General features: G+C 67.1%; 19 protein-coding genes. 5 read left to right on the top strand and 14 right to left on the bottom strand.

Features of this window, described 5'->3' with window-relative positions:
- Positions 1–2 precede the first annotated feature (2 nt).
- From ACW9TV_RS06430 to ACW9TV_RS06415, 4 genes are all read right to left on the bottom strand, one after another.
- A complete protein-coding gene (locus tag ACW9TV_RS06430) occupies positions 3–518 on the bottom strand; it encodes an EF-hand domain-containing protein (protein WP_494302683.1) in 516 nt (171 codons plus the stop codon).
- Positions 519–741: 223 nt separating this feature from the next.
- Positions 742–1,761 carry a ketol-acid reductoisomerase gene (gene ilvC / locus ACW9TV_RS06425; protein WP_494302682.1) on the bottom strand — a complete coding sequence of 340 codons (1,020 nt, stop codon included), beginning with the start codon at positions 1,759–1,761 and terminating at the stop codon, positions 742–744.
- A 61-nt stretch (positions 1,762–1,822) separates the two neighbouring features.
- Positions 1,823–2,356 (bottom strand): acetolactate synthase small subunit, encoded by a 534-nt coding sequence (ilvN, locus tag ACW9TV_RS06420; protein WP_494302681.1) that lies wholly within the window; start codon positions 2,354–2,356, stop codon positions 1,823–1,825.
- On the bottom strand, positions 2,356–4,107 hold the full coding sequence (locus tag ACW9TV_RS06415) for an acetolactate synthase 3 large subunit (protein WP_494302680.1): 1,752 nt from the start codon (positions 4,105–4,107) through the stop codon (positions 2,356–2,358). The genes ilvN and ACW9TV_RS06415 overlap by 1 nt, the downstream gene beginning before the upstream one ends.
- 141 nt (positions 4,108–4,248) lie before the next feature.
- Here ACW9TV_RS06415 and ACW9TV_RS06410 point away from each other — a divergent pair, with 141 nt between their 5' ends.
- Positions 4,249–4,593, top strand: coding sequence for a hypothetical protein (locus ACW9TV_RS06410; protein ID WP_494302679.1), 345 nt, complete (start codon positions 4,249–4,251; stop codon positions 4,591–4,593).
- A gap of 5 nt (positions 4,594–4,598) precedes the next feature.
- Here the strand turns inward: ACW9TV_RS06410 and ACW9TV_RS06405 are convergent, their stop codons facing one another.
- Together ACW9TV_RS06405 and miaA are read right to left on the bottom strand one after the other, a co-directional pair.
- Positions 4,599–5,741, bottom strand: a complete 1,143-nt coding sequence (locus tag ACW9TV_RS06405) for a collagen-binding domain-containing protein (RefSeq protein WP_494302678.1) — start codon at positions 5,739–5,741, stop codon at positions 4,599–4,601.
- 110 nt (positions 5,742–5,851) lie between these two features.
- Entirely contained in the window at positions 5,852–6,730 is an 879-nt protein-coding gene (gene miaA / locus ACW9TV_RS06400; RefSeq protein ID WP_494302677.1) for a tRNA (adenosine(37)-N6)-dimethylallyltransferase MiaA, read from the bottom strand.
- Between miaA and serB the strand changes: the two genes are divergently transcribed.
- The gene (serB, locus tag ACW9TV_RS06395) at positions 6,729–7,631 is read left to right on the top strand and encodes a phosphoserine phosphatase SerB (protein WP_494302676.1); all 903 of its coding nucleotides are present in this window, start codon (positions 6,729–6,731) and stop codon (positions 7,629–7,631) included. The two genes, miaA and serB, sit on opposite strands and share 2 nt — an antisense overlap.
- A gap of 66 nt (positions 7,632–7,697) precedes the next feature.
- Here serB and ACW9TV_RS06390 read toward each other — a convergent pair whose 3' ends face one another.
- Together ACW9TV_RS06390 and gatB are read right to left on the bottom strand one after the other, a co-directional pair.
- Positions 7,698–9,227 carry a S10 family peptidase gene (locus ACW9TV_RS06390; protein ID WP_494302675.1) on the bottom strand — a complete coding sequence of 510 codons (1,530 nt, stop codon included), beginning with the start codon at positions 9,225–9,227 and terminating at the stop codon, positions 7,698–7,700.
- A gap of 64 nt (positions 9,228–9,291) precedes the next feature.
- Positions 9,292–10,779, bottom strand: a complete 1,488-nt coding sequence (gatB, locus tag ACW9TV_RS06385; RefSeq protein ID WP_494302674.1) for an Asp-tRNA(Asn)/Glu-tRNA(Gln) amidotransferase subunit GatB — start codon at positions 10,777–10,779, stop codon at positions 9,292–9,294.
- 148 nt (positions 10,780–10,927) lie between these two features.
- Between gatB and ACW9TV_RS06380 the strand changes: the two genes are divergently transcribed.
- Genes ACW9TV_RS06380 through ACW9TV_RS06370 form a run of 3 tightly spaced genes read left to right on the top strand, consistent with a single transcriptional unit; the run spans position 10,928 to position 13,997 of the window.
- Positions 10,928–12,556, top strand: coding sequence for a hypothetical protein (locus ACW9TV_RS06380; protein WP_494302673.1), 1,629 nt, complete (start codon positions 10,928–10,930; stop codon positions 12,554–12,556).
- Complete coding sequence (locus tag ACW9TV_RS06375) at positions 12,553–13,584, top strand: glycosyltransferase family 2 protein (RefSeq protein WP_494302672.1); 1,032 nt, start codon at positions 12,553–12,555, stop codon at positions 13,582–13,584. The genes ACW9TV_RS06380 and ACW9TV_RS06375 overlap by 4 nt, the downstream gene beginning before the upstream one ends.
- Entirely contained in the window at positions 13,581–13,997 is a 417-nt protein-coding gene (locus ACW9TV_RS06370; protein WP_494302671.1) for a GtrA family protein, read from the top strand. Before ACW9TV_RS06375 ends, ACW9TV_RS06370 begins: the two co-directional genes overlap by 4 nt.
- Before the next feature lie 6 nt (positions 13,998–14,003).
- Here the strand turns inward: ACW9TV_RS06370 and gatA are convergent, their stop codons facing one another.
- The 6 genes from gatA to ACW9TV_RS06340 all read right to left on the bottom strand — a co-directional run bounded on the left by gatA (position 14,004) and on the right by ACW9TV_RS06340 (position 19,957).
- Positions 14,004–15,482 (bottom strand): Asp-tRNA(Asn)/Glu-tRNA(Gln) amidotransferase subunit GatA, encoded by a 1,479-nt coding sequence (gene gatA / locus ACW9TV_RS06365; RefSeq protein ID WP_494302670.1) that lies wholly within the window; start codon positions 15,480–15,482, stop codon positions 14,004–14,006.
- Positions 15,482–15,769 (bottom strand): Asp-tRNA(Asn)/Glu-tRNA(Gln) amidotransferase subunit GatC, encoded by a 288-nt coding sequence (gatC, locus tag ACW9TV_RS06360; RefSeq protein WP_494302669.1) that lies wholly within the window; start codon positions 15,767–15,769, stop codon positions 15,482–15,484. Before gatC ends, gatA begins: the two co-directional genes overlap by 1 nt.
- Before the next feature lie 81 nt (positions 15,770–15,850).
- Positions 15,851–16,987, bottom strand: a complete 1,137-nt coding sequence (locus ACW9TV_RS06355) for an acyl-CoA dehydrogenase family protein (protein ID WP_494302668.1) — start codon at positions 16,985–16,987, stop codon at positions 15,851–15,853.
- The gene (locus ACW9TV_RS06350; protein ID WP_494302667.1) at positions 16,984–18,144 is read right to left on the bottom strand and encodes an acyl-CoA dehydrogenase family protein; all 1,161 of its coding nucleotides are present in this window, start codon (positions 18,142–18,144) and stop codon (positions 16,984–16,986) included. Before ACW9TV_RS06350 ends, ACW9TV_RS06355 begins: the two co-directional genes overlap by 4 nt.
- Positions 18,144–18,938, bottom strand: a complete 795-nt coding sequence (locus ACW9TV_RS06345) for an enoyl-CoA hydratase/isomerase family protein (protein ID WP_494302666.1) — start codon at positions 18,936–18,938, stop codon at positions 18,144–18,146. Before ACW9TV_RS06345 ends, ACW9TV_RS06350 begins: the two co-directional genes overlap by 1 nt.
- Complete coding sequence (locus ACW9TV_RS06340) at positions 18,938–19,957, bottom strand: NADP-dependent oxidoreductase (RefSeq protein WP_494302665.1); 1,020 nt, start codon at positions 19,955–19,957, stop codon at positions 18,938–18,940. Before ACW9TV_RS06340 ends, ACW9TV_RS06345 begins: the two co-directional genes overlap by 1 nt.
- Between the last annotated feature and the right edge of the window lie 44 nt (positions 19,958–20,001).

Here is a 20,001-nt window from a genome sequence, read left to right as displayed (position 1 = left end):
GGTCAGCGCCGACTGCCGGAGGCTTCGAGACGCTGCTGCGCGGGGGTTTTCGGCAGGGCTTCCGGCAGCAAATGGCCCAGCTTCGCCGTATCCAGCATGGTGAAGCGATCCGACAGGGTCCGCGCCCATTCCGCCTTGTCCACGCGGCTGTTCATGTCTCGATCCGCGGCCTTCACCGGGTGGGGGCTGTTGATGAGGCCGTACATCCCCGCGCCGACGGGCATGCCCGCATAACGCCCGCCGGGACGGCGCGCGATCCGGCTGCCGGTGGGGGGCGAGCCGTCTGCGCCGGACGTTGGGACGCCAGCACCCGCGCCCAGGGGCGGGCCGCCGGAGCCGCGCCGCTGGCTTAAAGGTGCGAGGACGCCGGCTTCATAGGCGTCCACCTCTGCCGCATCGAGCTGGCCGTTGCCGTTGCTGTCCAGCAGGGTGAAATAGCGGTTCGCATCCGCCAGGAATTCCGCGCGGGACAGGCGGCCGTCCGCATCCGCGTCCGCGCCGGCGAACCAGGCCGCCACGGGATAGGGTGCGCCGGCTGCGGCGCGGAAGGGCTCGCCGGACGGGGCGATGAAAAGTTGCGCCTGTGCGCCCCCTGCCCCGCCCTGTGGCGAGGCGGTGGCGGCGGCGGCGAGCAGCAGGGTGAGAGCGAGGATGGCGGTTCTCCTGTAGGCCCCCGCCCCTTAGCTGGCACGGATGAACGGCAGTTGCACGGGGCCCTGCCGTTCACCCGGTTCGGCGGGCTCAGTTCTTCGCCTTGTCCACCAGCTTGTTCTTGGCGATCCAGGGCATCATCGCGCGCAGTTCGGAGCCGACCTTTTCAATGGGGTGGGCGGCGGCCTGCTTGCGGGCCGCCTTCAGCTCGGGCTGGCCGGCGCGGTTGTCCAGGATGAAGTTCTTCACGAAGCGACCGGCCTGGATATCGGCCAGCACGCGCTTCATTTCGGCCTTGGTTTCATCGGTGATGATGCGCGGGCCGGTGGTGATGTCGCCATATTCGGCGGTGTTGCTGATGGAATAGCGCATGTTGGCGATGCCGCCTTCATACAGCAGGTCCACGATCAGCTTGGTTTCGTGCAGGCATTCGAAATAGGCCATTTCCGGCGCGTAGCCGGCTTCGACCAGCGTTTCGAACCCGGCCTGGATCAGGTGGGTGATGCCGCCGCACAGCACGGCCTGTTCCCCGAACAGATCGGTTTCGCATTCCTCGCGGAAGTTGGTTTCGATGATGCCCGAACGGCCACCGCCGACGGCGGAGGCGTAGGACAGGGCAAGATCCATGGCGTTGCCGCTGGCATCCTGCGCGATGGCGACGAGGCAGGGCACGCCGCCGCCCTTCACATATTCGGAACGCACCGTGTGGCCGGGGCCCTTGGGCGCGATCATGATCACGTCGAGGTCGGCGCGCGGCTCGATCAGGCCGAAGTGGACGTTGAGGCCGTGGGCGAAGGCGAGCGCGGCGCCCGGCTTCAGATTGGCGGCGAGATCATCGGCGTAGATGGCGGCCTGATGTTCATCGGGGGCGAGGATCATCACGATGTCGGCCCATTTGGCGGCTTCGGCGTTGGACAGCACCTTGAAGCCTGCGGCTTCGGCCTTGGCGGCCGTGGCCGAACCGGGGCGGAGCGCGATGGCCACGTCCTTCACGCCCGAATCGCGGAGGTTCTGGGCATGGGCATGGCCCTGGCTGCCATAGCCGACGATGGCGATCTTCTTGGCCTGCACCAGCGCCAGATCGGCATCGGCATCATAATAAACGCGCATTGATTGGTCCTTCGGGAGGTTTGAGCGGAGCCCCGGATCAGGCCCGGGGCGATGAAAGGGATCAGTGGGCGGCAGCGCCCCGCGACAGGGCGACAACGCCGCCGCGGGCGACTTCGACGAGGCCGACTTCGCGCATCAGTTCGATGAACTGGTCCACCTTCTGGGTGGAACCGGAAATCTCGAACACGAAGCTCTGCGTGGTGGTGTCCACCGGGCGGGCGCGGAAGATATCGGCCAGCCGCAGCGCCTCCACCCGCTTCTCCCCGACGCCGGCCACCTTCACCAGCGCCAGTTCGCGCTCCACGAACGGCCCGAGTTCGGACAGGTCGGTGACGGAATGCACCGGCACGAGGCGATCGAGCTGGGCGCGGATCTGATCGATCACGCGGCGCGGGCCAGACGTGACGATGGTGATGCGGCTGACGCTTTCGTCCTGCGTCACGTCTGCGACGGTCAGGCTTTCGATGTTGTAGCCGCGCGCCGAAAACAGGCCGGTGATGCGGCCCAGCACGCCCGCCTCGTTGTCGACGAGGATGGACAGCGTGTGGCGTTCCACAGGCTCTTCGGGGAACAGGTTCTTCACACGAGCGGCCATCAGACGAGCGCCTCCGCAGACTTGTCGACCTTGCCGGCGACCTGATCCGGCCCCAGCAGCATTTCGGTATGGGCCGCCCCCGACGGGATCATGGGGAAGCAGTTGGCATGCTGTTCCACATGGCAGTCCACGAAGACCGGGCCGTCATGCGCCAGCATGTCGGAGATGCCCTGATCAAGCTGGTCCACCGTTTCGATGCGGATTCCCTTCCACCCATAGGCTTCGGCCAGCTTCACGAAATCGGGCAGCGAATCCGAATAGCTGTGGGAGTGGCGTCCTTCATACGTCAGGTCCTGCCACTGGCGGACCATGCCCATATATTCGTTGTTCAGCACGAACAGCTTCACCGGCAGCCGGTACTGGGTGGCGGTGCCCAGTTCCTGGATGTTCATCTGGATCGAGGCTTCCCCCGCGATGTCGATCACGAGGCTTTTCGGATTGCCCAGCTGCGCACCGATGGCGGCGGGCAGGCCATAGCCCATGGTGCCGAGGCCGCCCGAAGTCAGCCACTTGTTGGGCTTTTCGAAATCGAAATGCTGGGCGGCCCACATCTGGTGCTGGCCCACCTCTGTCGAGACGATGGGGTTCAACTTGTGCGTGGCTTCCCACAGGCGACGAATGGCGTGCTGCGGCTGGATCTTCGGGCCTTCCTGCGTGAAGGCCAGGCTGTTGCGGGCGCGCCAGCCCTTGATGCGGGCCCACCAGTCATCCTGCGGCTGGGCCTGGTGGCCCCGCGCGCGCCACAGCTTCACCATGTCTTCCATCACATGCCCGACATCGCCTTCGATGCACAGGTCAACTCGCACCGTCTTGTTGAAGCTGGACGGATCGATATCGACATGGATCTTGCGGCTGTGCGGGCTGAAGCCATCCAGCCGGCCTGTCACGCGATCATCGAAGCGGGCACCGAGGCACAGCATCAGATCGCACTGGTTCATGGCCATGTTGGCTTCATAGGTGCCGTGCATGCCCAGCATGCCCAGGAACTGCGGATCGGAGGCGGGAAAGGCGCCGAGGCCCATCAGGGTGGACGTGACGGGCGCCTTGGTGATCCGGGCCAGATCCTTCAGCAACTGCGAGGCGCCGGGGCCGGAATTGATGACACCGCCGCCGATGTAGAGGATGGGCCGTTCGGCCACGGACAGCATCTCCACCGCAGCTTCGATCGCGGCGAGATCGCCCTTCACACGGGGGCGGTAGGTCTTGTGCTCGATGCGCGCGGGCTTTTCATAGCGCGCAGTCGCGACCTGAACATCCTTTGGGATGTCCACCACCACCGGGCCGGGGCGGCCGGTTGTCGCGATGTGGAAGGCCTCGTGGATGACGGGACCGAGACGCGATGTCTCCTTCACGAGATAATTGTGCTTGGAACAGTGGCGGGTGATGCCGACCGTGTCACACTCCTGGAAGGCGTCCGAGCCGATCAGATGGGTTGCCACCTGACCTGTCAGCACCACCAGCGGAATGGAATCGAGAAGGGCGTCGGCGATGCCGGTGACCGCGTTCGTGGCCCCCGGGCCGGAGGTGACAAGCACAACGCCCGGCTTTCCCGTCGAGCGGGCATAGCCTTCGGCCGCGTGCACGGCCCCCGCTTCGTGGCGGACGAGGATGTGCCGGATCTGCTTCTGCCGGAACAACGCATCATAGATGGGCAGCACCGCGCCGCCGGGGTAACCGAAGATGGTGTCCACGCCCAGATCGACGAGCGCCCGGACGATGATGTCGGCCCCGCTCTGTTCCCGGCCTTGCATGGCATGCTTCCTTCGTGATGCTGTTCGATGTGGAGGGCGCGGAATAGGCAGGCCGCCCGCGACTGTCAACGCTGGAAGCGAAACAGGATTGCGAATTATGGTCCTTGGATATTCTTTTATGTCCAAACTTGTGCGTCGATGATGCGATTCATGCGAATTCTGGGCGCGCTGGTGGGCTGCGCGCTGCTGGCGGGGGAGCTGGCGCGGCGTGGCGAATCACTGCTGGCGCAGCCGAAGGCCTGGGACGATCTGGTGGCGGGCGGGCTATTGCTGGCGCTGGCGATTGCCGGCCCGCGCGCGGGGCCCGCACTGCAGGCGGCGGGCTGGGCGCTGTTCACCGGGGTGATGCTGGCGACCCTGGGCGTGAACCTGGACGCCTGGCTGACGGATACGGCAAAGCCGCGCGCTGGGCTTTATTCCGGCGCGCTGCTGGCAATGCTGGGGGCAGGCGCCACCGCGACCCTCTGGTGGGCGCGGCGGCGTTAGACGCTTCAGGCGCTGGCGCGCGCGATGCCGCGATTGCGACGGCGCATCATGAAACCGACCAGGCCGAAACCCGAGATCAGCATCGCCCAGGTTGCGGGTTCGGGAACAGCCTCGGGCTCTCCGAAGCCGAGGTTGCCACCGGCATAGGTGCCGAGGTTCACCCCGCTGCTGGCCTTCAGCTCTCCGGCGACGACGCTGCCGTTGAGGGCGGAATTGGCCCCCACCTTGGCGAGCGGCGCGAGTATGGAGCCGTAGACAGCCTGGCTGATGTCCAGCTTGGTGGCGTCGCCGAAATTCCAGATGATCTTGTCCGACATGCCCGCGAACGCGCCGGCGAGCGCGCTGTTCCAGTTGTAGCTGCCGTCGCCCGAGACGTTGAAGATCACGGTGAGCGTCGGATCGGCCACGTTCAGCGTCCACTGCCAGCCGCTGAAGGCCGCTTCCGTCAGGTTGAACACGCTCTTGCCGGTGCCGTCGCTGACGGCGTTGAACGTCCAGGCACCATAGCTGTTGGCGCTGCTGTTGCCGGCCGTGGTGCCGAGCCCCGACAGCGAGGCGGACAGCGACGTCAGGTTCGTCTCCAGATTCGTCGCTTCGGAATTGATGCCGCCTTGCAGGCCAGCCGTGAAGGCGGCGCCCTTGTTCGTGGTGATCGTGCCGCCGTTGGCGTTCAGATAGCCATGGCCGGCTCCGCCGGATTCGATCGTGCTGCCCGACGACCCGGTGGTGTTGGCGATGGTGCCGCCCACCTTCACGGTCGCGTTGCTGGTGGCGAGATCAAGCTGGCTGACATTGCCGCCGACCAGGATGCCGGCCGGGGTGCCGACAGAACCGGCCGCGCCGTTGGCGCCGTTCTGGAGGCGCGTGTAGTTCTGGATCTTTCCGCCCACCGTGAGCGTGGCGCGATCGGACACGGCGGCGCCCTTCGCCGCATTGCCGATGCCGAATTCTCCGCCGTTCTTCACGTCGCCGGCCACGAAGGTCTTGCCCTGAACGGCCAGCCAGCCCTGCGTATCGCCCAGCACGATCGCGTTGAGTTCGCGCATGGCCTGAAGCCCGGCGAGCGGATCGCCGACGGGCGCTGCGGCCAGCGCAGGCTGCGCTGCCAGCAAAAGGCCGCCAAGGGCTGCGAGAGTGCGTTGTGCCATGATGCTCACTTGTCTTTCTTGCCGTTCCAATACGGCTGATATGGGGAGCAACTAACGGATTTTCAGGTCGTTAACCGTGAGGAATTGTAAATTCCCCGGCCTGCGGATCGTCAGGCGGGCTGCAGGCGCGGCCATCCGCCCGTCTGGTTGCGGGCCCAGGTGGCCTGGCGCTTGGCATATTGGCGGGTATCAAGACGCCAGCGCGCCAGTGCGGCAGCTTCGTCCAGATCGCCGCGAAGAAGGGCGAGCAGCGGCGGCACGCCGATCGCGCGCATCACCGGCAACGATTGCGAAAGCCCCCGCGCGGCAAGGTGTCGCACCTCTTCCAGCGCACCTGCCCGCCACATCGCATCGACGCGCGCGTCGATGCGGGCGACAAGGATTTCGCGCGGAACCTCCACCACCAGGGGCCGCAGATCGACCTGCGGCAGCAACCCGCCCTCGGGCGGTGCCGCCTGCCAGCCGGCGAGCGAACGGCCAGTGGCGCGGATCACCTCGAGCGCGCGGGCGTTGCGCTGGGCATCGTTGGAATGGAGGCGGGCGGCCATCAATGGATCCTCGGCCTCCAGCGCAGCGCGGACCTGCGCGGCCGGCAGCGCGCGAACGGCGGCGCGCACATCGGCCGGAATCGCGGGCACGGGGGCGATGCCGTCCAGCAGGGTGCGCAGGTAGAGGCCCGTGCCGCCCACCAGGATCGGCAGCCGCCCTGCCGCATGGGCAGATGCGATTTCCGCCCGCGCCAGCGCCGCCCAGCGCGCGGCCGTGCAGGTTTCGGCCCCGTCGATCACGCCGAACAGGCGGTGGGGCGTCGATGCCTGTTCGGCGGCCGTCGGGGCGGCCGACAGGATGGGAAGATCGGCATAGACCTGGCTGGCATCGGCGTTGATGATCACGCCATTTTCCCGCGCCGCCATCGCCAGCGCGAGTGCGGACTTGCCGCTGGCGGTTGGCCCTGCAATGACGGCCAGCGGAGGCCTGTTCCGTTTCATGACCGTTCCCGACGCCCTGATCGCCACCCTGATTTCGCCCGGCGGCTTGTCGCAGGCGGATGTCGCCGCTGCAAGCGCAGCCGTCGCCGATGCGGGGGGCATTCCCAGCGCCGAAGTGGCGGTGGATCCGCCGCACGCGACCGACCTGATCCTTCGCGGGCTGTCGGCACCGGCCGCACGCGCCGCGCTGGAAAGCGCCCTGCCCCATCTGGACGTGGTGGTGCAATCTTCGGCCGGCCCGCGTCGCAAGGCCTTGCTTGTGGCCGACATGGATTCGACCATGATCGGGCAGGAATGCATCGACGAGCTGGCCGATTTCGCCGGACTGAAGGCCGAGATCGCCGCAATCACCGAACGCGCCATGCTGGGCGAGCTGGACTTCGAGGCGGCGCTGGATGCCCGTGTGGCGGCGCTGGCCGGGCTGGATGCCGGCGCCATCCGCCGCTGCCTGGACGAGCGCATCACCCTGATGCCCGGCGCACGCACCCTGATCGGCACCATGAACGCGCTGGGCGCGCGCACGGTTCTGATTTCAGGCGGCTTCACCGCATTCACCGGCGAAGTCGCGGCGCGGATCGGATTTCAGCGGCAGGTGGCGAATGTGCTGCGCATCGCGGACGGGCGGCTGGCGGGCACGGTTGAAAAGCCGATCGTCGATTCCGCCGTGAAGCGGGCCACCCTGCTGGCCGAACGCGATGCCCTGGGGCTGGAAGCCACGGCCACACTGGCCGTGGGCGATGGCGCGAACGACATCCCGATGCTGGAAGCCGCCGGGCTTGGGATCGCCTATCACGCAAAGCCCAGGGCGGCGGCCGCTGCCGACGCCGCCGTGCGCGTGGGCGACCTGACGAGCCTGCTGTGGGCGCAGGGCATCCCCCGGGCGGAGTGGGTGGGGCGATAGGCCGCCGGAGCGGGGCCACGAGGTGCGCCCCGCTTCCGCGCCGGCCGGGTCAATCCGGCCGGTCGATCAGCGGCCTGTCTTCTGCGCCTTGATGAAGCCGCGCACGTCGTTCGACAGCTTCACCAGATCGGCCTCCCGCACGTACATCATGTGGCCGGAATCATAATAATGATACTGGATGCGATCCTGCGGGATTCCGGTGCGGCTGAGCGAATATTCGGCGGCGAAGAAGGGGGTGGCGAAATCATACCAGCCCTGCCCCACGAAGACGCGCAGGCCTGAATTCTCGCGCAGGGCCCGGCCGATATAAGGCGTGACGTTCAGATAGGCGTTGGTGTCGCGGCCGCCGATGCGCCAGTCCCAGTCGCGCACGCCGCCGATGGTGATGTAATCGCGCGGGGGGGAAAATTTCAGCTCGTCGCGAGCATAGGCATTCATCGCGGCCGTGTAGCTGGCGTCGATGCCGTAGAAGCTGGGGTCGTTGTCAGGCTCTTCCCCGGCGCTGTCGAAATCCTTGCCGGTGTAGCGCGCATCCAGCCGGCCGACCGTCAGCCCGCGGTCGCGCAGAAGTTCCTTGTAGAAGCGGCCCGGGGTCACGCGCAGGTCCGCCTTCTCCAGATAATCTTCGGAAAGGCCGGTATAGCGGGACAGCCGGGTGCGGATTTCCGCGCGTTCGGCCCCCGTCAGCTTCTGGCCCTTGGCGAGCGCGGTGAGATAGGGGCCGATCGCCCACTGCCGCGCTTCCTCCACAAAGGCCTCCACGCTGGCGGGCGGGTTCGCCACCTTGCCATGATAGAGGGCGGTGGCCGCCATGGAGGGCAGGTTCGTCACATGCACCATCTCGTTCCCCGGCGCTTCGGAGCCGAGGCCGAAATCGAGCACGGTGGAAATGAGGATGATGCCGTTCAGCGCCACGTCATTGTAGGTGCCTTCCAGCTCGTTCACGAGGGCTGCCGAACGGGTGGTGCCGTAGCTTTCGCCGCCGATGTATTTCGGGCTGTTCCAGCGGCCGTTCGCATCCAGCCACTTGCGGATGAACTGGGCGATGGATTTCGCATCCTTGGTGACGCCCCAGAATTCCTTCGGATCCGTATCGCCCAGCGCGCGGGAAAAACCGGTGCCGACGGGATCGATGAAGACGATGTCCGTCACATCCAGAAGGCTCCACGGATTGTGGACGATCGGATAGGGCGGTGCGCCGTCGTCGCGGCCGTCGTTCGGGATGGCCACACGCTTCGGCCCGAAGGCGCCCATGTGCAGCCAGAGCGAGCCCGAACCGGGGCCGCCATTGTAGAGGAAGGTGACCGGGCGGTTCGGATCCTTCCCATCCTTCACATAGGCGGTGGAGAAGATAGTGGCGGTGGGCTTGCCCTTCTCATCCGTGAGGTAGGTTTCGCCGGCCGTCGCCGTGTAGCTGACCTTCTGACCGCCGAAGGTGCCGGTGTGCCGGGTGACGGACACGGTGGGGGGCGGGATTTCCGCGCCCTTTTCCCTGGCGGCATCCGCCTTCGGCGCATCTGCGGATTTTCCCTGCGCCAACGCAGGCGCAGAAAGAATGGCGGCGAGGACGAGCGAAGCGGCGAGATTCTTGTGCATGCCTATGGATTGCACCGGCACAGGTCCGGCGCAAGAGGCAATCTGCAAGACGATTTGCCGGCGCCTAGCCCAGCGCCTTCTTCAGCAGTTCGTTCACGACCGCCGGATTGGCCTTACCGCCGCTGGCCTTCATCACCTGGCCCACGAAAAAGCCGAACAGCTTGTCCTTGCCGCCCCGGTAATCCGCCACCTTGTCCGCGTTCGCCGCCATCACGTCCGCGATGGCCGCTTCCAGCGCGCCGGTGTCGCTCACCTGCTTCAGGCCGCGCGCCTCGGCGATGGCACCGGGATCCTCGCGCGTTTCCAGCATGATTTCGAACACCTGCTTCGCCAGCGGGCCAGACAGCGTGCCGTCGGCCATCAGCGCCAGCAGCTCCCCGCCCTGCGCCGGGGTGACGGGGCTGGCGGCGATGTCCAGGCCCAGCCGGTTGAGCGCACCGAACAGATCGCCCGTCATCCAGTTTGCGGCCTTTTCAGCGACCTGCGCGGCGGGCCGCCCCTGCCGGGCGGCGCTTTCGGCCAGCAGCGCCTCGAACCAGGCGGACGCATCGGCATCCGCCGTCAGCACACCGGCCAGATAGGGCGTCAGGCCCAGGTCCGCCTCGTAACGGGCGCGCTTCGCAGCGGGCAGTTCGGGCAGGCTGGCGCGGCATTCCGCGATGAAGGCCTCTGTCAGTTCCAGCGGCAGCAGATCCGGCTCGGGGAAATAGCGGTAGTCGTGCGCGTCCTCCTTGGAGCGCAGCGACCGGGTTTCGCCCTTGTCCGGATCGAACAGGCGGGTTTCCTGATGGATGCTGCCGCCATCTTCCAGAATCGCCACCTGGCGCTGCGCTTCGTAGATGATCGCCTGCTGGATGAAGCGGATGGAATTGACGTTCTTGATCTCGCACCGGGTGCCGAACGGCGCGCCCGCCTTGCGGACCGACACGTTCACATCCGCCCGCATCGAGCCTTCCTGCATGTTGCCATCGCAACTGCCGATCGCGCGGAGGATCGACCGAAGCGCGGCGACATAGGCGCCGGCCTGCGCGGGCGAGCGCATGTCGGGCTTGGAGACGATTTCCATCAGCGCCACGCCGGAACGGTTGAGATCTACGAACGAGCGATCCGGCGACAGGTCGTGGACGGATTTGCCCGCATCCTGTTCCAGGTGGATGCGCTCGATCCCGATGGTGACCTTCTCGCCGTCGTCGGTTTCGATGTCGATCGCGCCCTCGCCCACCACCGGGTGCTGGAATTGCGAGATCTGGTAGCCCTGCGGCAGATCGGCGTAGAAATAATTCTTGCGGTCGAACCGGCTCCACCGATTGATCTTCGCGCCCAGCGCGAGGCCGGTGCGGACGGCCTGCCGCACGCATTCGCCGTTCAGCACGGGCAGCATGCCGGGCATCGCGGCGTCGACAAGGCTGACCTGGCTGTTGGGTTCGCCGCCGAACGCCGTTGCGGCGCCGGAAAACAGCTTGGCGTTGGAGACGACCTGGGCGTGAACCTCAAGCCCGATCACCAGTTCCCACGGGCCCGTCCGGCCTTCGATCACATATGCGGATGCCATGGCCCGCCTCTAGGCCCGGCAGGGGGCATGGGGCAAGTGGAAGCTGCCCCGCGCGGTTAACGCGGGCGGCCTCCGCTTGTTTCACCCTGCCCATGCGGTTAGACAGTCTCGCTGCACCGCAGCGACGGGCACGGACGGGGATCGCATGATGGGGAACAGCGCTGCACGTCCGGAAGGCGCGATCGCCCGCGCACCGATCTGGGCGCCGGCGCTGATGTTCCTGCTGATGCTGGTGCCGCTGGCGCTGACGCCGCTGGTGCCGACCGTGGACTTCAACGACCATGTGCTGCGCTACTGGATCCTGGCGGACAATGGCCAGACTGCGGTTCTGGCCGACAATTACACGCCTGTGTGGTCGCTGATTCCGAACCTGGGCATGGATGTCCTGGGAACCGGGCTGCTGAAGATCATGGCGCCAATGCCCGCCGGGCGCATCATCGCGATCCTGGTGCTGCTGGCGCCCTTCGCGGGTGCGCTGGCGCTGGCGCGCGCCGTGCAAGGGCGGATTTCGCTGTTCACCTGTTTCATCGCCGGCTTCCTGGGCTTCAGCCACATCTTCGGCTGGGGCTTTGCCAATTATCTGCTGGGAACCGGGCTGATGCTGCTGGGGCTGGCCTGGTGGATCGCCATGAAGGACCGGCCATGGCTGCAACTGGCCGGCACCATCCTTTTGGGCGCGGTGCTGATGATCGTGCATGCGCTGGCCTTCGCCATCTTCGGGCTGATGCTGGGCATGGTGGAACTGGCGCTGGCGTTCGCTGCTGGCTGGCCGGGCATCCCGAAGCTGTTCGTGCGCGGGGTCAGGCTGGCTTCCGTGGCGGTTCTTCCTGTCTTCATCTTCCTCTCCTCCCGCACGGCGGAGGCGCCGCAGGGGGTTACGGCGGCCGTTTCCAATCTGGGCGCCTACCGCGAGAAGCAGAGCCTGTTCGCCCGCCTGTTCGAAGAGGGGCTGAGCCGGGCGGATCTGCTGATCCGCTTCGCGGATTCCATCAACCCCTGGGCTGACCGCGCGATCGGGCTGGCCTTGTGGGCGGTGGTGCTCGGCGGGTTTCTGGCGGGCGCGCTTCGGCTGGCGGGCGCGCTTCGGCTGGCCGTTGCGCTGGCGCTGCTGCTGGTGCTGGTGCTGCCCCCCAACCTGTTCGGCAGCGGCTATACCAACGATCGCATGCCCCTGCTGCTGTGGTCCCTGCTGGTGGGGGGGCTGGTGCTGGATCCCCGCCATCCGCTGGCCCGTCCGCTGACGATCGCGGCAGGCCTGCTGTTCGCCGCGCATCTTTCGCTGGTGATCGCCAGCTATCATCGCGCGGGAACGCATTTCCGGGATTTCATGAAGCAGACCGCGACGGTCGAGCTTGGCCCGCTGGCGACACCGTTGCATTTCAGTGGCGCGGGGCGTTCCGAATATCTGCCCTATTGTTCGGCCCTGACGCCCCTGCTGGCCTTCACCCGGGGCATGGCCGTGCCCACCTTCGCCTTTCCCACCCAGCAGCCGCTGGAACTGGACGGCCCCCTGAAAGCCGCGGGCGCCAACAAGGCGGCACAGGCCCCCCGGAAAGACCGGCTGAAGGATCGGAACCTGACGGACGTCGCCGAACGGCAGGATCGCATCGCCCGGCAGTTCGGTTTCGGCTACACGGCAGTCGTGGTTTGCGATGCGGCCGGGCCTGTTCCATCCGATGCGCGGATCGAGCGCGTGGCGAGCGGACCTTTCTGGGCGGTGTATACGCAGAAGCAAGGGCCCGCCACGGGGGTGGTGGTTGGAGGATCGACGGAATGAACAGCCTGAATGCGCACCGGCCGGTTCCGGCGGGATCGCCACCGGCCAGGCGGGCCGCGCCGCGCAGCCTGACCCTGGTGGTGCCCGTGTTCAACGAGGCTGAGGCCGTACCCCATTTCGTGCGCCGCATTTCCGATCTGTTCGCGTCGCCCGCCGAGGGGCCCGCCATCGAGATGCTGTTCGTCAATGATGGCAGCCAGGATTCCACGCTGGAGGAGCTGCTGTCGCTGCAGCGGCTGGACCCGCGGATCCGGATCGTCGACCTGTCCCGCAACTTCGGCAAGGAAGCCGCGCTGAGCGCCGGGCTGGATGTCGCCAGGGGCGATGTCGTGGTTCCGATCGACGTGGACCTGCAGGATCCGCCCGAACTGATCGCCGAGATGATCGACAAGTGGCGTGACGGCTATGACGTGGTTGCTGCGAAGCGGGCCAGCCGCAATGCCGACAGCTGGGCGAAGCGGATAACGGCGGGCTGGTTCTATCGCATCCACAACCAGATCTCGGACATCGACATCCCCGAGAATGTCGGGGACTTCCGGCTGATGGACCGCAGCGTGGTGGAGGCGCTGCGGCAGATGCCGGAATCCCGCCGCTTCATGAAGGGGATTTTCGCCTGGATGGGGTTCCGCACCGCGACGGTGGAATATGCCCGGCCGGAGCGGGTGGCCGGCACCTCCAAGTTCAACGGCTGGAAGCTCTGGAACTTCGCGCTGGAGGGAACCACCAGCTTTTCCACCGTTCCGCTGCGCATCTGGACCTACATCGGCGGCTCTGTCGCGCTGCTGTCCATCGGCTTTGCCCTTTATACGGTGGTGAAGGTGCTGATCTTCGGGATCGACGTTCCGGGCTATGCCTCGATCGTGGTCGCCATCTCGCTGCTGGGCGGGCTGCAGCTGATGGGGATCGGCGTACTGGGCGAATATCTGGGCCGCACCTATATGGAATCGAAGCGGCGCCCCGTGTTCCTGATCCGCACCATTTACGAAGGCGCCCCGGCAGACGCGGTGGCGAACGAAAGCCGCCCATGAGCCAGCCCCCGGCGCGCAGCCTGCTGGGACGCTTCATACGGTTCGGGCTGACCGGCCTGTTCGTGACGGGCGTTCATTTCGTGGTGACGATCGCGCTGGTGGAACTGCTGGACGCCACCCCCGCGCTCGCCAACGGGGTCGCCTATGTCACCTCCACGATCATCTCCTACATCATCAACACGATGTGGAGCTTCCGCACGGGCTTCCACCGCCGGACGTTCGCGCGCTATGTCACCGTTGCCGGTATCGGACTGGCCGTGGCCGTCAGCCTGGCCGCCATCCTGGACAGGCTGGGGGTCCATTACATCCTGGGCATCTGCATCATCACGGTCACCAACCCGCCGCTGATCTTCGCCCTGCACAATTTCTGGACCTACAGGGCCGCCCCGGCGAAGCCGGAAGGCGGCGCCTGAAGCCGTTTACCACCAGCGTGCCGGTGCGGCCTTGAAGCCGGCCCGCTGTTCCAGCGCAAAGGCCGCATCCAGCACGCCCATTTCATCGAGCGGCCGTCCGATCAGCTGAAGGCCGAGCGGCAGGCCCCTGGCATCGAGCCCCGCCGGAATCGACATGGCCGGCAGGCCGGCCAGCGAGGCAGGAACCGTGAACACATCGTTCAGATACATCGCCAGCGGATCGGCGGACTTGGAGCCGAGTTCGAACGCACCGGTGGGAGCCGTGGGCGTCAGCAGCAGGTCGCAGGATTCCCAGGCGTGTTCGAAATCCTGCGCGATCAGCGCCCGGACCTTCTGCGCCTTCAGATAATAGGCGTCGTAATAGCCGGCGGAGAGCACATAGGTGCCGATCATGATGCGGCGCTTCACTTCGGCGCCGAACCCGGCTGCGCGCGTGGCGCCATACATGTCCGCCAGGCTGCCGCCTTCGGGGGTGACGCGGAGGCCATAGCGCACGCCGTCGTAGCGGGCGAGGTTGGAGGACGCCTCTGCCGGGGCGACGATGTAATAGGTGGGCAGCGCCTCCTTCGTGTGCGGCAGGGAAACCTCGACGATCTCGGCCCCGGCGTCGCGCGCCCAGGCCACGCCATCATCCCACAGCTTCACCAGCAGCGGATCCATGCCATCGACCCGATATTCCTTCGGGATGCCGATGCGCTTGCCCTTCAGGCTGCCCGTCAGCCCGCCGGCGTAGTGCGGCACAGGCTCGTTCAGGGAGGTGGAATCCTTTGGATCGAACCCGGCCATCGCTTCCAGCACCAGCGCGCAATCGGTGACGTCGCGGGCCAGCACGCCGGCCTGATCCAGCGAGGAGGCAAAGGCGATCACGCCCCAGCGCGAGCAGCGGCCATAGGTGGGCTTGATGCCGGCGATGCCGGTGAAGGCGGCCGGCTGGCGGATGGAGCCGCCGGTATCGGTGCCGGTGGCCGCCGCGCAAAGCCGCGCGGCGACAGCGGCAGACGAACCACCCGACGATCCGCCGGGCACCAGTTTCGCCGTGGAGCCGTCCGCGCGCCAGGGCGAGATCACCGGCCCGAAGGCCGAGGTTTCGTTGGACGAGCCCATGGCGAACTCATCGAGGTTCAGCTTGCCCAGCATCGCCGCGCCTGCCGCGAACAGGTTCGCAGTGACGGTGCTGTCGTAGGTCGGCCGGAAGCCCTTCAGGATGTTGCTGCAGGCGGTGGTTTCCACACCCTTCGTGCAGAACAGGTCCTTGATGCCCATCGGGATGCCGGCGAGCAGGCCGGACGTTCCGGCCGCGATCGCGGCATCCGCCGCGTCTGCGGCGGCCAGCGCATGGTCCGGGGTTTCCACCGTGAAGGCGTTCAGCGGGCGCGCGGCTTCCACCGCCTGCACATGCGCGGTCACCAGTTCGCGGGCGGAGAAATCCTTCGCGGCAAGGCCGGCGCGCATCGCAGCCAGCGACAGATCGGTGAGAGACGCCATTATTCGATCACCTTCGGCACCGCGAAGAAGCCGTGGCGGGCTTCCGGCGCGTTCGCCAGCACATCGGCCTGGATATCGCCGTCGGTGACGACATCGGCACGCCAGTCCCGCTTCAGCGGGATCACCGCCGTCATCGGCTGCACATTGCCCGTTTCCACCGCCTGCAACTGATCGATCCAGCCCAGGATGCTGTTGAGTTCCGCAGTGAGGTGGGGCACCTCCTGCGTGCTGAGTGTCAGCCGCGCGAGCCCCGCCACACGCTGCACCATCTTGTCGTCCACTGCCATGGCCCGCGCCTAGCAGCCGCCCGGCGACGGGGCAACAAGATCGGTCCCCTTCCGCGCCCGGATCGCTGCCCGGAACAGCGCCTAAAGCAGGGTCGCGTCGGTCGGCTGACCCAGCAGCACGCGCCCCGCCAGTTCCAGTGTGGCCGGCTGTACCATCACATGCTGGGTCATCGCATGGGCGTCGCGGAATCGTCGCTGCAGCGGATTCTCCAGGAAAAGCGCTGCGCCGCCGCCCAGATCATAGGCGGTGCGGGCGACATCCGCCCCGGTCCGCACCATGTGGGTGGCGGCGAGCCGCAAGCGGGCGCGGGTTTCCAGATCGACTTCGCCGCTGGCGGTCGCACGGTCCCATGCGCGCTCCAGCGTTTCGAACAGCAGGGCGCGCGCCGAGGACAGCCGGGCTTCGGCGGTTGCGATCTCCACCTGGACGGTCGCCCGTTCGGCTGCGGATTTCGCAGCGCCGGGTGGCCGGCGGGCGGCAAGCGCCGATTTCACCGCGTCCAGCGCGGCGCGGGCATTGCCGCTGGCCACGCCCGCGATCCCCAGCGCCAGCAGGCCGAAAACCGGGAACAGATACAGCGCGCCCTGCTCGACCGGCGGCGCAGTGAGCGCGACCATGTGATCGTGGGGAACAAGCAGATCCCGCACCGCCATGTCGCCCGAGCCGGTGCCCTTCAGACCCGCGACCTGCCAGGTGTCGATCAGCTCCACCGATTCGCGCGGGAACAGGAGCATGCGGGTGTCCGGGCGGCCATCGGGCAGGAGGATGGGCTTGCCCGCTTCCATCAGCAGGCACCCCCCGAACAGCCAGCGGCAGTTGGCGCTGCCCGAGGCCCAGCTCCAGCGGCCGCTCACCTGCCAGTGATCCCCCTGCCGCCCGGCACGGCCCATGGGGGCGAACACGCCGCCGGTGATGGTGTCTGGTCCGGCCGCAACCATGGCGGCGACAGCCGGCGGAAGCCAGGCGAGGCTGAGATTGGTGGTGGCGCCGATCATGACGCACCAGCCGGCCGATGCGTCGGCTTCGGCAACCGCCTCGATGGCGCGGACGATTCCGGCCGGCGGCAGTTCCGCGCCGCCCAGCGAGCGCGGCATGGCGATGCGGAACAGGCCTTGCGCCGCCATCGCTGTGGCAAGATCTGCGGGCAGGCGGCGCGCTTCCTCCATCTCCGCGGCGCGGGCGGCGATCTCGGACAGCAGGGCGGGCGACGGGATCATAGCTTCATCAGGCTCGCCAGATTGTTCTTCTGCATGTCGGACGAGCCGCCGACGATGGGCATGCCCAGAAGATCGCGGACGTGCCGCTCCATCTCGTAACCGTCGGACAGGGCATAGGCCCCCATCACCTGCTGGCAGGCCAGCGCGATTTCCACCCCGGTATCCGCCACGAACAGCTTGGCCATCGACGTTTCGATGGAACAGGGCCGCCCCTCGTTCGCGAGCCAGGCGGCGTGATGAAGCATATGTTCCGCCGCCCTGAGCTTCGTGGCCGCCGTCACCAGCTTGTGGCGGATCGACTGGTGCTGGCTGATGGGCTTCCCGAACTGGACCCTCTCCTGCGCATAGGCCCAGGCCTCGTTGAAGGCCGCTTTCGCGATCCCCAGCGCGCAAGCGCTGATCTCGAGCTTTTCCACATCGAGCGCGCGGCCGGCGAGCAGCTTCCAGCCCTGGTTCCACATCGCCTCTCCGCCGACGATGGCGGATTTCGGCAGGCGGACATTGTCGAAGAAGACATCCTGGCTGTCGGTGTAGCGCAGGTTCGCGTGCGTAATGCCCTGCATGGTGATGCCGGGCGTGTCTGTCGGGATCAGGAGAAAGCTGAGGTTGCGGTAGCGCTGGTCGGCGGGGCCCGAACGGACGAGGCAGTAGATCACATCCGCCCAGTCCGCGCCGGTGCACCAGCGCTTGGCGCCGTTCACGACGACCGTGTCGCCGTCGAGTTCGGCGCGGGTCTCGACCGAGGCGAGGTCGCCGCCGACATTGGGTTCGGACAGGCCATAGGCGAAGAAGAGCTCACCGCGCGCGAGGCGGGGCAGATACGTGGCCTTCTGAGCCTCGCTGCCGTTTTCGGAGAGGTTCATGCCGCCATAGAAGGCCGTGTGGATGAAGGGGCCGGCCAGGAAGGGCCCGGCGGCCGCCAGTTCCTCGATCACCGCGACGGCGGCGACGAGATCCTGGCCCGCGCCGCCATATTGTTCCGGCACGGTGAGCGCGGTGAGGCCCATTTCGTTGAGTTTCGCATAGACATCGCGCGGCCATCGGCGGTCCCGATCCCAGGCGATGCGCTGTTCGCGCGGGGCGTGGGCCGCGATGAAGCGGCGCAGCTGGTCGCGGATCTCCGTGATGTACGCCGGCTCGTCCTGAAAAGTCTGCATCAGTCCCCCGAGAGGTTCGGCGCGCGCCGTTCGCGGAAGGCGGCGACGGCCTCGGCGCGATCCGCCGTCATGTTGGAGAGCGTTTCATAGGGGATGGAGGCGTCCATCGACTGCACGGCCAGCTGGCGGAGCGTCTGGTTCATCACCACCTTGGTCCAGCGAACGGCGAAGCGGGGATTGCCCAGGATCTTCGCGGCGATTTCCGCCACCTTTGCGTCAAGCTCCGCAGCCGGGACGGCATGGTTGACGAGGCCCATCGCGACTGCGTCCTTCGCGCGGATCAGATCGCCCGTCAGCAGATATTCCTTGGCGCGGGCCATGCCGACAAGGGCCGGCCAGATGACGGCTCCGCCGTCGCCCGCCACCAGCCCCACCTTCACATGCGGATCACCAATGGCCGCAGTTTCGTCCGCCACGATGATGTCGCACAGCAGGGCCACCGTCGCCCCCAGCCCGGCGGCGGCGCCGTTCATGCGGCAGATGATCGGCTTTTCCAGTTCCAGCAGCGAGGTGACGATGCGCTTCGCTTCCCAGCCGATCTCGCGGAACTTCTGCGGGTTGGCGATCTGCTCGTCGAACCAGTCGAAGTCGCCGCCGGCACAGAAGGCGCGGCCGTGGCCGGTGAGGATGACGAGATCGCTGCCCTCGTCATGCTGGAGATCGGCGAACACGCGGGCGAGTTCGGCATGGAGGGCCGCATCGACCGCGTTCACCGGACCCGGCGCCCGGATGGTGGCGGTGAGGATCCGACCCTGCCGGCTGAAGTCGAAACGTGTGTACCCGTCGAGCGCCATCAGACCTCTCCCACATGTGCCAGACGCCGGCCGAAGTCACCGCCGCTGAACAGGCCGGCGAACAGGCCGGGCAGGCTTTCGATGCCCTGCCCCACCAGCTCGCGGGTCTTCAGCCAGTCGTCCCTCAGCAGGCCCGCCACTTCGGATTGCGCGCCCGCGAACTGGGGAAGATCGTCGAAGACGACCAGACCTTCCATGCGCAGGCGCCGGGCGATGAATTCGCGGGTGTTGCGGATGCCCGGCACCTGATCTGCGGGCGTGTTGTAATCGGCAACCTGGCCCGAAACCACGATGCGGCCGCGCATCTTCATCTTCGACAGCATGCGATCGATCATGGCGTTGCCGACATTGTCGAACAGGATGTCGATGCCGTCGGGGAATTCGGCCGCCACCTGCGCATCCAGATCAGCCGCGCGGTAATCCAGCGCCGCGTCGAAACCGCAGTCCTCTTCCAGCCAGCGGCGCTTGTCCGTGGATCCCGCAAGGCCCACCACTTTCGCCGCTCCGAAATGGCGGGCGAGCTGGCCGGCGGTGGCGCCGACGGGGCCCGCGGCCGAGGTGACGAGAACGGTTTCGCCCGGCTGGATGCCTGCCACACGTTTGAGGCCGAACCAGGCCGTCATGCCGGGGATGCCCAGCACGCCGATCCAGGCGGATTCGGGCACGCCGATATCTGGAAGCGGGCTGCAATAGCCGCGCCCGCCCAGCAGGGCATGGGTGGCCCAGCCGCCACCGTGGGTGACAAGGGTGCCGACCGGGAATCGCGCGTTGCGGCTTTCGATCACCCGGCCCACGCAGAAGCCGTCCACCACGTCGCCGGGCTTCAGGGGCGGCGCATAGCTGGCGCCGGGGCTGAGGCGAGAGCGTGTGCCGGGATCGGCGGAGACGAAGCTGTTGGCGACGAGGAAGCGACCCTCCGGCACGTCGGGCAGTGGCGCCTCCTCCAGCCGGAAATCGGCCTCGGTCGGCTGACCCTCGATATGGCGCGCCAGCACCACGCGCTTCATCTGCTTCGCCACTTTCCCTCCCCAGGGTATGTTTTCACTTGGCCGCGAATTCCGCG

This window comes from Sandaracinobacter sp. T42 (genome assembly GCF_059115405.1).
This window is presented reverse-complemented; position numbering and strand designations above follow the sequence as displayed.